The organism is Staphylococcus ureilyticus (assembly GCF_025558845.1).
In the GTDB taxonomy this organism is placed as follows: Bacteria; Bacillota; Bacilli; order Staphylococcales; family Staphylococcaceae; genus Staphylococcus; species Staphylococcus ureilyticus.
In genome coordinates, this window is the sequence record NZ_CP094825.1 from 292078 (window position 1) to 305449 (window position 13372).

13 protein-coding genes are annotated in these 13372 nt (G+C 34.6%); 10 read left to right on the forward strand and 3 right to left on the reverse strand.

The window, feature by feature from the left end; translation table 11 throughout:
* Positions 1–239: 239 nt before the first annotated feature.
* Entirely contained in the window at positions 240–1184 is a 945-nt protein-coding gene (locus tag MUA21_RS01330) for a LacI family DNA-binding transcriptional regulator (RefSeq protein WP_107360020.1), read from the reverse strand.
* Positions 1185–1329: 145 nt separating this feature from the next.
* On the opposite strand from MUA21_RS01330, the gene eda reads away from it, so the two are divergent.
* The 10 genes from eda to MUA21_RS01380 all read left to right on the forward strand — a co-directional run bounded on the left by eda (position 1330) and on the right by MUA21_RS01380 (position 11032).
* Positions 1330–1947 (forward strand): bifunctional 4-hydroxy-2-oxoglutarate aldolase/2-dehydro-3-deoxy-phosphogluconate aldolase, encoded by a 618-nt coding sequence (gene eda, locus MUA21_RS01335; protein ID WP_046207228.1) that lies wholly within the window; start codon positions 1330–1332, stop codon positions 1945–1947.
* Between the two features lie 2 nt (positions 1948–1949).
* Entirely contained in the window at positions 1950–2921 is a 972-nt protein-coding gene (locus tag MUA21_RS01340) for a sugar kinase (RefSeq protein WP_192958731.1), read from the forward strand.
* A 28-nt stretch (positions 2922–2949) separates the two neighbouring features.
* The gene (locus MUA21_RS01345) at positions 2950–3987 is read left to right on the forward strand and encodes a TRAP transporter substrate-binding protein (protein ID WP_073343537.1); all 1038 of its coding nucleotides are present in this window, start codon (positions 2950–2952) and stop codon (positions 3985–3987) included.
* Positions 3962–4471, forward strand: coding sequence for a TRAP transporter small permease (locus MUA21_RS01350; protein WP_107525625.1), 510 nt, complete (start codon positions 3962–3964; stop codon positions 4469–4471). The genes MUA21_RS01345 and MUA21_RS01350 overlap by 26 nt, the downstream gene beginning before the upstream one ends.
* The gene (locus tag MUA21_RS01355) at positions 4468–5763 is read left to right on the forward strand and encodes a TRAP transporter large permease (protein ID WP_064209874.1); all 1296 of its coding nucleotides are present in this window, start codon (positions 4468–4470) and stop codon (positions 5761–5763) included. Before MUA21_RS01350 ends, MUA21_RS01355 begins: the two co-directional genes overlap by 4 nt.
* 15 nt (positions 5764–5778) lie before the next feature.
* Entirely contained in the window at positions 5779–7185 is a 1407-nt protein-coding gene (gene uxaC, locus MUA21_RS01360; protein ID WP_040029914.1) for a glucuronate isomerase, read from the forward strand.
* A 2-nt stretch (positions 7186–7187) separates the two neighbouring features.
* Positions 7188–8219 carry a mannonate dehydratase gene (gene uxuA, locus MUA21_RS01365; RefSeq protein ID WP_262561659.1) on the forward strand — a complete coding sequence of 344 codons (1032 nt, stop codon included), beginning with the start codon at positions 7188–7190 and terminating at the stop codon, positions 8217–8219.
* Positions 8219–9040: an SDR family oxidoreductase gene (locus MUA21_RS01370; RefSeq protein ID WP_070657517.1), complete on the forward strand. Its 822-nt coding sequence runs from the start codon at positions 8219–8221 to the stop codon at positions 9038–9040. Before uxuA ends, MUA21_RS01370 begins: the two co-directional genes overlap by 1 nt.
* 181 nt (positions 9041–9221) lie before the next feature.
* Positions 9222–9668 (forward strand): MFS transporter, encoded by a 447-nt coding sequence (locus MUA21_RS01375; RefSeq protein WP_262561660.1) that lies wholly within the window; start codon positions 9222–9224, stop codon positions 9666–9668.
* 290 nt (positions 9669–9958) lie between these two features.
* Positions 9959–11032, forward strand: a complete 1074-nt coding sequence (locus MUA21_RS01380; RefSeq protein ID WP_046207236.1) for a YkvI family membrane protein — start codon at positions 9959–9961, stop codon at positions 11030–11032.
* Positions 11033–11101: 69 nt separating this feature from the next.
* Here the strand turns inward: MUA21_RS01380 and MUA21_RS01385 are convergent, their stop codons facing one another.
* Positions 11102–12277 (reverse strand): Nramp family divalent metal transporter, encoded by a 1176-nt coding sequence (locus MUA21_RS01385; RefSeq protein WP_438873804.1) that lies wholly within the window; start codon positions 12275–12277, stop codon positions 11102–11104.
* Between the two features lie 61 nt (positions 12278–12338).
* Positions 12339–13283: an agmatinase family protein gene (locus MUA21_RS01390; protein WP_262561662.1), complete on the reverse strand. Its 945-nt coding sequence runs from the start codon at positions 13281–13283 to the stop codon at positions 12339–12341.
* Between the last annotated feature and the right edge of the window lie 89 nt (positions 13284–13372).

Genomic DNA, 13372 nt, shown 5'->3' on the forward strand with positions numbered 1-13372 from the left:
CATAATTTAAAGCTCATAACAAATTTATATAGAATTTAACTAATATAATAACTCTCCCCATTCATTCACTAAAATAAAGACACCCTATTCTTATTCATTATTATATTATTGAGCAATGATATTTAAAAACTAAGCTTATCTTCTAAATCAGTACAGTTTAATAAACGACCCTCTTGTCAAACATCAAACAAACATATAAACATGCCCAAACCTTAGCAATAGGTTTGGGCATGTTTATTTTAAATGTTTTTTTGTATTTTAGGGTGAAGATGATAGGCCGACTCAGTTGCTTCATCTTTAATAACTTTATCTAAAGTTGCTACAATCGTTTGAGCAATTTCAGCGGTTGGAACGCCAATCGCGTTGACTGGGTAATCTAATTTTTTAATTTGAGGGATATTGTCATATGAATACAAGATGGGGTGATCTTGTGGTCCTAGTGCATTTATTGTACCGACTGTTATATCATAGCTGCCACAAATCACGCCTGGTGCAAGTGCGTGTGTTTGTAAAAATTGTTTAACGGCAGATTCCGTTTCAATTGCATTCAAACTTGTAGAATCAATGATACGATAATTTATCTTGTGTTTGTCACAATATTGAGCAATCGCTTCTTTTTTTGCGATTTGACGTGTATCATTTGTATGTACATCACCAATATAATCAATGTGATCAATGTCCTGATCGATCAATGCTTCAATTGCCATGATCATCGCTTCTGAATGGTTTACGTTTATAATCGGATAAGGGATGTCACGATCGACACCATAGGCAACTACTGGGACATTGTTATAAATTTCTGGAGATAAGTTTGTTGCGTCACCTTCATCAAAAATGACGATACCATCACAACCGAATTCAACAAATTTTTTCGAAGCGGCAGCGACATCGTCTATCGACACAAACATGACATAACCTAAATCTTTGATGGCGTGATTGATTTCTGAAATAAGGTGTGTAACCGCTACACGATCTACAGAAGGCCAGATTAATCCAATTGTGCCACTTTTCTTTGAAACAAGTGCTCTAGCAGAATGATTAGGTATATAATTCATTTCTAAAGCTTTTTGTTGAATTAAATTTTTGGTTTTTGGTTTTACGAGATGAGAATTTTTAAGTGCTTTACTAACTGTGGAATAGCTGACACCACAGGCTTCAGCAACATCTTTTAAAGTTACAGCCATAAAATTTCTCCTTGAAATTGATTGATTTAAATGCAAATTAATTATACCATAGAGATAAGCATTACAATATTTTTTTGTACAAAAATAACAACGTTGTTATTTTGAAAGGTATTGTAATTGATATCATTTTTGAGGGGTTGAAGACATGGATTCAATGAATACAATGAAAGAGATTCAACAAGGCAAACACATTGCTGTCATGCGGACTGAAGATGCAAAATCTTTTTTAGATATTGCACATACCATTATTGATAAAGGCCTACACACAATTGAGGTTACTTTAACAACGCCGAACGCTATAGAAATTATAGCTGAATTATCAAAAAGAGACGACGCATTGATTGGTGCAGGAACAGTGTTAGACAGTATTTCTGCGCGTACTGCCATTTTAAATGGTGCGAAATTTATCGTTAGCCCATCTTTTGATAAAGAAACAGCGAAAATCGCTAACTTATATGATGTGCCATATATTCCAGGCTGTATGACTGTTAAAGAAATGGTTGAATCATTACGTTATGGTTGCAAAGTCCTTAAATTATTCCCAGCGACGCAATTCACACCTAAGTCAATTAAAGATTTCAAAGGGCCATTACCACAAATTGAAATTGTGCCTACAGGTGGCGTTGGTAAAGAAAACCATAAAGCATGGTTAGATGCTGGAAGTTTTGCAGTTGGCATTGGAAGCGAAATAACAAAAATTTATCAACAAGAAGGAAAAGATGCTTTAGAAAGATATATTTCAGAAATAAAAAGTGAGGTATAACAATGACGGTCTATGGTTTTGGTGAAGTATTATTACGTTACACGCCACCAAATTATGAACAGTTGAAAGATGCCAATACGTTTAAAGTAAATGTTGGTGGTGCAGAATTGAACGCACTTGTGACATTAGCACAATTTGGACATACGACTGAAATGTTAACGGTATTACCCAATCACGCGCTAGGACATTTAGCATTACAAAAAATGTTTCAAACACGTGTAGGTACTGCTTCAGTGAAATATAATAATGGCCGAATTGGTACATATTATATGGAAGAGAGTTTCGGCTTTCGTAGTGGCAAAGTGATTTATGATCGCGAACATTCAACATTTGCGAATCATGGTGAAGATGTAATGGAAGAAATCAATGCTCAAAGTGGAGATTTCTTTGTATTTACAGGTATTACGTTAGCTGTAAATAAAATGATTCGTCATCAAATTGTCGATGTATTAAAGCAACTAAAGCAACAAGGCGTTAACATAGTGTTCGATATTAATTTTAGAAGTAACTTATGGTCAAAAGAAACAGCAGTACCAATAATAAAGTCAATTTTACCATTTGTCGATGTTCTATTTTTTGGAAAAAAAGATGCTACACATTTGCTTGAAACTAATGATTTAGATGATGATATACAGTCATGTGCACAAACAATTCAATCCGAATACGACATTGATTTGATGGCTTCAAGTAATAGAAATATAGAACAAAGTACATTACAAGGTATTATGCTGACAAAAGAAAAATATATTGAAGGCCAAGCATATACTTACACTGTTTTAAACAGAATCGGTGCTGGTGATGCATTTATGGCAGGTGTATTACATGGATTGAATAAAGCATGGCAACCAGAAGATACAGTAGATTTTGCAACGAAATGTTCTGTTCTACAACATACAACAAATGAAGATGCACTAAGTGTACAAGAAAGTGACGTATTTAATTTATCAACGCATTTTGGAGAACTGAAACGATAAAAATTGCAATATAAGGGGTATAATCTTTATGAAGAAATTCACACTCCTTCTTGTAAGCGCATTCTTTGCGATGGGGATGGTATCGATGTTGCTTACAAATAAGGAGACAATTGCTAAAACAAAGACAAAAGAGATCATGTTAGCGCATAATCAGCCAACGGAACATCCTGTCCATAAATCTTTAAAAATTTTTAAAGATAGATTAGAAAAAGAATCACATGGTCAAATAAAAGTGAATATTTATCCGAATGGTCAGCTCGGTAGTGAGCGTGAAGCAATAGAAATGACACAGACGAATGCAATTCAAATGACTAAAGTTTCGGCTGGGGCATTGGAAAGTTTTTCGCCAACGTATTCATTATTTAATATGCCGTATTTATTTGAGTCAGAAGAAAATTATCGACACGTAATGAAACGTAAAAACGTACAAGACGCTTTCTTTAAATCGACAGGGGACCAAGGATTTTTAGGTATTACTTATTATGATGCAGGTATGCGTAATATCTACACGAAAGACAAAGAAATCAAAGACAACAAAGATTTGAAAGGCTTGAAGATTCGTGTTCAGCCAGGCAAGACAAGTGTAGATTTAATTAAATCGTTAGGTGGCACGCCAACACCGATGGATTATGGTGAAGTGTATACTGCAATGCAATCAGGTGTTATTGATGCAGCAGAAAATAATGAAACATCTTTAACAACGAATAACCATGGTGAAGTTGCAAAAAATTATTACTACACAGAACATGCAACCGTACCTGATATTTTAATCATGAACAAAGAGACCTATGACAGCTTGACGAAACAACAACAAAAATGGTTAGAAGATGCAGCAGATTATTCCACAAAAAAACATGAAGTAATTTGGGATAAAGCAGTGAGCGATGCTAAAAAAACAGCGACAGAAAAAATGGACGTGAAGTTTCACGATGTAGACAAATCTACATTTAAAGCGACTTCAAAACCTCTTCAAGATGAATTTAAAAATAATCCGGATACGAAAGCGGATTATAAACTAATCGAGAAGGAGGAACAGCGCTATGAAAAGAGCAAAGCAAATCATTGATAAATTGTTGTTAACGCTAGCTGGTATAACGCTTTTTGTTATGGTTATTTTATCGATTTACCAAGTTGCAACACGCTTTATTTTTAACACACCGAGTACGACGAGTGAAGAAATTGTTAGATTCTTGTTGATATGGTTTGGGTTATTGAGTGCAAGCTATGTCTTTGGAATCAAACAGCATATTGCCATTGTATTTATCAGAGAAAAATTGCCTGAGAAAGTACAGTTATACTTGGAAAAGATTTCGGACATTATATTAATTATCGTGGCACTCGTGCTCATGATTTGGGGCGGTTTTGAAGTTGTGAAGTTAACCTGGTCTCAAATCGCGCCGTCAACAGGTTTATCAATGGCAGTAATGTATGGTGCATTGCCAGTTTCAGGAATATTTATTATTTTCTATGCATTTTATAATTTATTTAGTAAAGAGACAATGACTACAATTCAAGCGCGTGATGAGCTTGAAGGCGGTGATGGCTTATGACAATGATTGCGGGATTAGTATTATTCATCACTTTCTTCATCTTTCTTATCATTGGCTTACCGATTGCATTAGCGATTATTTTAAGTTCTATTATTACGCTATTATTAATCTTACCATTCGATGTCACTATCGTAACTGCAGCACAGCGTATGGTTACGGGCATTGATGATTTTACGATGTTAGCGATTCCGTTATTTGTGCTAGCAGGTATCATCATGAATAACGGCGGCATTGCATTTAGATTAGTTAACTTTGCGAAGGTACTCGTTGGCAGATTGCCAGGATCATTAGCGCATACCAATATTGTTGGGAATATGCTTTTTGGTTCCATTTCTGGTTCTAGTGTTGCAGCAGCAGCTGCCATGGGTCGTATCATGGGACCAATGGAAAAAGTACAAGGTTATAAAAAAGAATATTCAGCAGCAGCAAATATCGCTTCAGCACCGTCAGGTTTACTTATCCCACCGAGTTCACTATTGATTGTTTATTCATTAGTCAGCGGCGGGACATCCATTGCAGCGTTATTTATCGCGGGTTATATTCCAGGAATTCTATGGGGTATTGCTTGTATGATTGTTGCTTATGTCATGGCGAAAAAACAAGGTTATAAAGTATCAGAGAAAATTAGTTGGAAAGATAGATTATTCTTAACATTAGATGCATTACCGAGTTTATTTTTAATAGTAGTAGTGATTGGTGGTATTGTCGGAGGAATTTTTACAGCAACAGAAGGTGCAGCGGTCGCAGTTTTATATTCTGTAGTACTTTCGCTAATTTATAAAAGCTTAAAAATCAAACAATTATCCAACGTTATCAAAGAAACAGCTGAAATTAGCGGTATGATTTTATTTCTAATCACCGCTTCGGCGTTATTTTCACTTGTGATGAGTTATACCGGCTTACCGGAAGCAATATCCAATGGCATTATCTCAATGACTGACAATCCAATTGCACTGTTATTATTAATCAACGTTATCTTATTAGTCATTGGTACTTTTATGGACATTACACCAGCAGTACTTATATTTACACCAATATTTTTACCAATTTCAGAAGTATTAGGTCTTGATCCCATTCATTTTGGTATCATTATCGCGTTTAACTTATGTATTGGTAATATCACACCACCAGTTGGTAGTGCGTTGTTTGTAGGAGCAAGTGTAGGCGGTGTACGTGTTGAATCAGTATTTAAATATTTAATTCCATATTTTGTAGCTTTAATTATTTTAATGCTAATCATTACTTTTATACCACAATTATCATTATTCCTTCCAAAATTATTAGGATTATAGAAAAGGAGCAATTATATGACTTTAATTAATGACAATTTTTTATTAAATAGTAAAACAGCAGTAAAACTATACCAGAAAGTTAAAGATTTACCGATTTATGATTTTCATTGTCACTTAGATCCAAAAGAAATTTACGAAAATAAAAATTATGACAACATAACGCAGTTATGGCTAGGTGGAGATCATTATAAATGGCGTTTAATGAGAGCTTATGGCATTGAGGAAGCTTTTATTACAGGCAGTGTTGATGATTTTGATAAATTCCAAGCATTTATGCATATGTTACCGTATGCGATTGTAAATCCGATGTATCATTGGTGTGCATTAGAATTAAAACGCTATTTTAATGAGGATACAGATTTAGATAAAGTGAATATCAGTAAATTATATAAATCATTAAATAAAAAGTTAGCAAAACCTTCACATACACCACAAAATCTAATTAAGCAAAGTAATGTTAAGGTGGTATGTACGACAGATGATCCATGTGATGACTTAAAATATCATAAGTTATTAAACGAAGATAGCAACGTTACATTTAAAGTTATACCTACATTTAGACCGGATAGTTACGTTTTCTTAAATCATGAATCTATCAATACAAAAATTGACCAGTTGAATCAAGCGACTGATTGCGACATCCAAGATTTAAATACTTATATTGATGCATTAAAAGCACGTGTACATTATTTTGATAGACAAGGTGCGCGCAGTTCAGACCAAAGTTTTGAAAAGACACCTTTAGTAACAGCAACGGTTGACACAGCAACTGAAATTTATAATGCGCTCAAACGTGGCGAACAAGTAACAGAAACTGAACAATATGAATTAGCAGGTTATATATTAACTGAAATTAGTAAAGTTTATGAAGAATTAGGTTGGGTTGTACAATTCCACCTTGGACCAACAAGAAATAATAACTCAAACATGTTTAAAATTACAGGACCAGACAGTGGTTTTGATAGTGTAGGTGAACAGTTGAGTGCTAAAAAATTAAATGCATTGCTAGATCATCTTGAGCAAAATCATGCGTTATCAGATACCATTATTTACCCAAATAATGGCAATGATCATTTAATGGTACAAGCAACTGCAGGGAACTTTACAAATAGTCATCACAAAGTCCAACTCGGTGCTGCATGGTGGTTTAACGATACAAAAGAAGGTATGGAACAACATTTAGTAGAGTATGCTAATGTCGGTTTATTATCTAAATTTGTAGGAATGCTCACAGATTCACGTAGCATGATTTCGTATACACGTCATGAGTACTTTAGAAGAATATTATGTAATTTCTTAGGAGATAGAATTGAAAAAGGTGAGATTCAATTATCAGAAGAAACTATCACTCAAATAGTGAAAGATATTTGTTATAACAATGCAGTAAAATTATTCAAAATAGAAGGCGTTGAGGAGGTATAACCATGGAATTATCATTTCGTTGGTATGGGGAAGATGACCCAGTAACATTAAATAATATTAGACAAATTCCAGATATGAAACAAATTGTTACAGCAATTTATGACATTCCAGTTGGAGAAGTTTGGACTAAAGAAAGAATTGCAGCATTAAAACAGTCAATTGAAGATGCAGGTTTGAAATTTGAAGTTGTAGAAAGTTTACCTGTCAGTGAGGAAATAAAGCTTGGTACAGAGAAACGCGATCAACTCATTGAAAACTATAAAACTTCATTGATTAATCTCGCAGAAAATGGTGTTAAAACAGTAACTTATAACTTTATGCCGGTATTTGATTGGACACGTTCACAATTAGACTATGACTTGTCAGATGGTTCCAATACACTGATTTATAACCATGATCAAATTAAAGATATTGATCCACTAACGACGAATTTAAATCTACCAGGTTGGGATGAAAGTTACTCGCGTGAAGAGATGAATCAACTGATTACATCCTATCGTGAAACCTCAGATGAACAATTATGGGACAATCTGAAGTACTTCTTAGATGCTGTGTTACCCACTGCTATCGAACATGATGTGGATCTGGCGATACATCCGGACGATCCACCTTGGCCGATATTTGGCATACCACGTATCATTAAAAACAAAGAAAGCTACGAACGCTTATTAGCTATTAGTAATGATACACATAATGGTATTTGTTTCTGTACTGGTTCATTAGGTTCATTAGCAGAAAACGATTTACCGAATTTGATTCGTACATTTGGTGATCACATTCATTTTGTACACATGCGCAATGTTAAACGTATTGGTGATAATTCATTTATAGAAACAGGCCACTTATCTAAAGATGGCTCAGTAGATATGAAAGCTGTTACTGAAGCACTGAGAGATATTGATTACAAAGGGACTATCAGACCTGACCATGGACGTATGATCTGGGGAGAAACAGGTAAAGCTGGTTATGGCTTGTTTGATAGAGCTTTAGGTGCAACTTATATTAATGGCTTAATAGAAGGAGTGAGTAAATAATGGCAATACGATTCAAAGATGTTAATGTCGTTATTACAGGTGCGACAGGTGTGATTGGTTCTACTTTTGTCAAAGCACTTGTAGAAAAAGGTGCTAATGTGGGTATATTAGGTCGTTCAGAAGACAAAATTATAGAATTACAAGATGAAATTGATAAAAATAGACAACAAACTGTAGCGCTCGTTGCAGATGTGCTAGATAAATCAGCTTTAGAGCAAGCGAAACAAACATTCAATGATAAATTTGGTGCAATTACAATACTTATCAATGGCGCCGGTGGTAATCATCCTGATGCGACAACGAATGATGAAATGTACGATAAAGCAGGCGACAAAACGTTCTTTGATCTCACAGAAGAAGGTGTAGATAATGTATTTAAATTAAACTATACTGGAACATTTTTACCATCACAAGTATTCGGCAAAGATGTTGTGGCATCTGAAACAGGAACAATTATCAATATTTCATCTATGAACGCCTTTACGCCGTTGACAAAAATTCCAGCCTACAGCGGTGCAAAAGCTTCAGTAAGTAACTTTACTCAATGGTTGAGCACTTATTTTGCAGGGCAAATTCGTGTTAATGCAATTGCACCAGGATTTTTCGAAACAAATCAAAATAAGGCATTGCTAAGAAATGAAGACGGTTCTTATTCAGAACGTGCTCAAAAAATTCTTTCACAAACGCCAATGGATCGTTTTGGTGTACCTGAAGATATTTTAGGTACATTGTATTGGTTAATGGACCATGATATGAGCGGTTTTGTAACAGGTATTGTGGTTCCAGTAGATGGTGGCTTCTCATCATATTCTGGCGTATAAATTAAATAAAATAAATCAAATAAAAATCAACACTTTCATTGTTATAAGGATGAAAGTGTTGATTTTTTTGTTGCAGCACTAGTTGATTAAAATAGCAGTGATTCTATTCGTCATGATAAGTAATATTGTTGCGATATAATACATCTTCTAATTAGGACGGAAAAAAATATTTGCTATCAATATGTTTTATTTAATAGGTATTTTTCCAGCATTATACTTAGTTGAAAAATATGGAAGAAGACCTACTTTGATATGGCCCTTCTTGATTACTGCGCTAGCTTTGTTACCATTAGGTATAGTATCTGGTGGCAACGTTCCATTTTTAATGATACTTGTACTATTTATTATTTGCGGTATTTTCAATACAGCTATGGGCAGTCATCAATGGATTTATCCATATGAACTATTCCCTACATATGTACGTGGTACAGGTGGAGGTTTTACTACTACTGTGAGTCGATTAGCATCTGCTTTAAGTACATTTTTCTTTCCGATGATTTTAGAAAATTATGGATTAAGTGTAACAATGTATATTTCATCGGCACTATTATTTATTGGTTTTATACTGTCGATTTATATGGCACCGGAAACAAAAGGGAAAAATTTAGAAGAGGCAGGAGCTATTTAGGTTGAAATTTAAAGTGTTGTGGTGTTTTTTAAGCATCGCTAAATGGCCTTGATTTGATTGAATATGATTGTTTTGAGCTGAATGAAGTGAAAAGTTGACTAGATGAACTGTACATTCATCCTAGTTACTTTTGTTGGGCGGACAAAGGAATCTACTAGAAAAGTATGATGTTTGTCTCGCTCTTGTTTGCTTCGACATATGTATTTTTAATCTTTTAGCACAATGATTGTTTGTTTTGAAAACCTGATAAATAGTACATAGTAACTAACTTCGAAGGGGATGTATGATCAATGAGTAAAGATAATAAGGCAGCAGTTAAGACTGCGCTCGCTTATCTTAGTTTTATTGTTGGCGCAGGATTCACAACGGGCCAAGAACTATTACAATTCTTTGTTAATCATGGAAACTATGCATATATTGCAGTAATTCTTACAGGTATTATTGTAACGTTTGCGACTAGGCAAATTTCAAAAATTGGTTATCGCTTGGATGCGAATACATATGAAATTTCATTGAACCATATTTTCGGAAAATATGTAGGTAAGATTATTGATTATTTAACTATTTTCTTTTTATTTGGTTTAACTGTTGTTATGATTGCAGGCGGCGGCTCTGCACTTTATCAAGGATTTGGTCTTCCAATGTGGACAGGTTCATTGGCAATTGTAATTTTACTTTTTATTGTACTACAACTTAGGTTTAATAAAATCATGACAATATTAAGTGTAGTGACACCATTTTTAGTCATCGCAGTTTTAGTGATTGCCGGCTATAATATTATCAATCCTACAATTCCATTTTCAGAGGTAGAACAATACACAAAACCATCTAAAACGTCTAGTTCCGTATGGTGGTGGGATGCAATTGTTTATGGAGGATTAATCATTGGCAATAGCTTTAGCTTCCTAACCATCGTTGGTAGTGATGCTATGAGTCATAAAACAGCACGTAGGGGAGCATTTTATGGTGGCCTATCTTTTAGTATATTGTTATTAATTATGACGTGTGGATTAATGGCTAATATCCACAACGCTAATAGTGTAGACATTCCTACATTATTATTGGCAAATGATATACATCCTTATATAGGTGTATTTATGTCGGCGGTGATGATTGGTGTTATTTTCAATAGCTGTATCGGTATGTTGTATCCATTTTTAAGCAGATTTACACGACCAAGTAGTAAAGGGTATGTTGCACTTTTAACAATTTCTTTAATTGTGGCTTTTATCTTAAGTTTTATTGGCTTTGTCGATCTAGTGAATTTCGTGTTTAAAACATTCGGTTATATCGGTCTGTTTATCAGTGCTGCGCTATTAGTTAGATGGGTTTATAATAAATTTAGTGAAAAACGTTTAATGTAATCATTAAAAATATAAGTAAAAGTCGTATAGTCCAATTTTGTAAATAATTGGACTATACGACTTTTTTATTTAAGATAGAAAGCTAGTAATTGCGTCGACCAGACTATAAAGGCCTAAGAAAGTAACGATTAAAACGACGACAAAACCGAAGATATTAAGCCAAACATTATTAACAAAACGGCCCATCAAATTTTTCTTGTTGATGATAATAAAGATTAATATAGCAACAACAGGTAAAATAATACCATTTAAGGCTTGTGCCACTAACAATACTTCTAATGGTTCAAATCCGAGTGAGGATGTTGTAATACCAATAAGGATAATGACGGTAAAGACAATCTTGTACTTTTTGCTTTCCATGCCACCTTTCCACCCTAATAAGCTGCTTATTGTAGCTGCCGCTCCGGTAGGGGAAGCAATCGCTGATGAAAGCCCGGCTGCAAACAAACCAATGCTAATGGCAAAGGGAGCAGCATCGCCTAAAACAGGTTTGAGTGGGCCAGAAAGCTGTATAATACTTTTGACTTCGTCACCACGAATTAATGTGGCAGCAGCAATAAGAATAGCCGCTGAAATAATACCACCAACAGTAATCGAAATAATAGTATCCCAACGCGCAAATTTGAGTTCTTTTATACCATTAAAACGTTCGTGTACCGCAGTGGAGTGAATGAAGAAATTATAAGGAACTACAGTCGTTCCAATTAATGCTATAACAGTTATTATAGAACCGTTCGGAATCGTAGGTACAAATACACCTTTTAAAATACCAAAAATATCAGGCTTAATGACGATCATAGTTGTAATAAAGATAATGCCCATGATGACCATCAGGAAAATCATTATTTTTTCTAAAAATTTATAATTACCAAATAACCCAATGAGTAAAATAATAAAGCCGATGATTGGTGCTACTAGGTTTTCTGGTAAATTTAATAGATATGCTGCACCAAGTGAAGTTCCAATTAAATCGCCACTGATGTAAGCGGCACAACCAATGGTTACAGCTATTAATGTAAACCATACAATGATTAGTTTTCCTACTTTATGAGCGAATAATTCTTGTATCGCTTCGCCTAAACCTTCTCTTGTTACAAGAGATAGTCGAATAATCATTTCTTGGAGTACGATGGTTGCAACGATTGAGAACACAATAGCCCATAACAAGCTATAACCAAACCCCGCACCACCTTGTGTCATCGTTGTAACGGTTCCGGGACCTATAAATGAAGCGGTGATAATCATACCAGGACCGAGAGATTTAAGAGTCTTCCTTACATTTTTGACCAATGTCATCACCCCTCATTTATTTTGTGTTATTTAAATAATTCACATGTCCCGCAAGTACATATAATACAGCTGTTGAAACGAAGTGGGCAGAGTTCTGGTTAGCGTCTTGCATTGGGTAAACTTCAACATAATCCATACCACATAAGCCTAATGCACCAAACTCATATATCATTGTTAATAGCTCATAAGAATTTAGTCCATTGCCATCTACTGGACCACCTGGATTGAAGGCAAAGTCTAATACATCACTGCAAATGGTTAAATATACGACATCTACATCTTTACTAGCCTGTGCATAAATATCTCTAGCATATTGTTTTAAATCCTTAGCGGCTCTAATATCATTGATTGTAAGTGTTACTGCACCAGCTTCTTGAGCGTAACGACCTGTCTCAGGTTTGTTTCTAGGACCATGAATACCTGTATGAATGATACTTTCATTACGTATACCATCTGTTTCGTATAGTCTCATGAATGGAGTGTTACGGGCGTAGGGTTCTCCTTCATAATCGGGCATGTTATCATAATGCGCATCCAAATGTATAATACCCACTTTTTTACCCGTTTCCGCCAGTGACTTAAGGATAGGGTAAGTGACACCATGTTCACCACCAAAACCAACTAAAAATTTCTCGCTTTCCCATAGCTTTTTAGTGAATTTTCCAATGTTTTCGTAGCTTTGTTGATTATTGTGTGCAACAAATGGCACATCACCTACATCGCCCATTGTTAAATGTTCACTAATATCAATATGATTTAATTCTGGTAAATATTGACTGTAACGAGCTGAGCAAACTCTAATTTGCTTTGGACCTAACTCAACGCCAGTATAATCACCCCAAGTACTTTCACCTTCAAAAGGTGCACCATAAATTATGACATCTGTATCTAAATTATCTGTAGATGTAAGATTTTTACTATTTAAAAAGCATGGTACATTACCATAAATATTGTTTTTCATAATGTATAACCTCCCCTTTGTTGTAAATAAGTATATATTGGATAATTTTTTATTTCAAATAAATTCAGAAAATTCTATTTTTAAACCTT

Coding starts and splice junctions, on each gene's coding strand:
- MUA21_RS01330 (WP_107360020.1), bottom strand. CDS start 1,184: ATGGCTGTAACTTTAAAAGATGTTGCTGAAGCCTGTGGTGTCAGCTAT.
- eda (WP_046207228.1), top strand. CDS start 1,330: ATGGATTCAATGAATACAATGAAAGAGATTCAACAAGGCAAACACATT.
- MUA21_RS01340 (WP_192958731.1), top strand. CDS start 1,950: ATGACGGTCTATGGTTTTGGTGAAGTATTATTACGTTACACGCCACCA.
- MUA21_RS01345 (WP_073343537.1), top strand. CDS start 2,950: ATGAAGAAATTCACACTCCTTCTTGTAAGCGCATTCTTTGCGATGGGG.
- MUA21_RS01350 (WP_107525625.1), top strand. CDS start 3,962: ATGAAAAGAGCAAAGCAAATCATTGATAAATTGTTGTTAACGCTAGCT.
- MUA21_RS01355 (WP_064209874.1), top strand. CDS start 4,468: ATGACAATGATTGCGGGATTAGTATTATTCATCACTTTCTTCATCTTT.
- uxaC (WP_040029914.1), top strand. CDS start 5,779: ATGACTTTAATTAATGACAATTTTTTATTAAATAGTAAAACAGCAGTA.
- uxuA (WP_262561659.1), top strand. CDS start 7,188: ATGGAATTATCATTTCGTTGGTATGGGGAAGATGACCCAGTAACATTA.
- MUA21_RS01370 (WP_070657517.1), top strand. CDS start 8,219: ATGGCAATACGATTCAAAGATGTTAATGTCGTTATTACAGGTGCGACA.
- MUA21_RS01375 (WP_262561660.1), top strand. CDS start 9,222: ATGTTTTATTTAATAGGTATTTTTCCAGCATTATACTTAGTTGAAAAA.
- MUA21_RS01380 (WP_046207236.1), top strand. CDS start 9,959: ATGAGTAAAGATAATAAGGCAGCAGTTAAGACTGCGCTCGCTTATCTT.
- MUA21_RS01385 (WP_438873804.1), bottom strand. CDS start 12,277: ATGATTATCACCGCTTCATTTATAGGTCCCGGAACCGTTACAACGATG.
- MUA21_RS01390 (WP_262561662.1), bottom strand. CDS start 13,283: ATGAAAAACAATATTTATGGTAATGTACCATGCTTTTTAAATAGTAAA.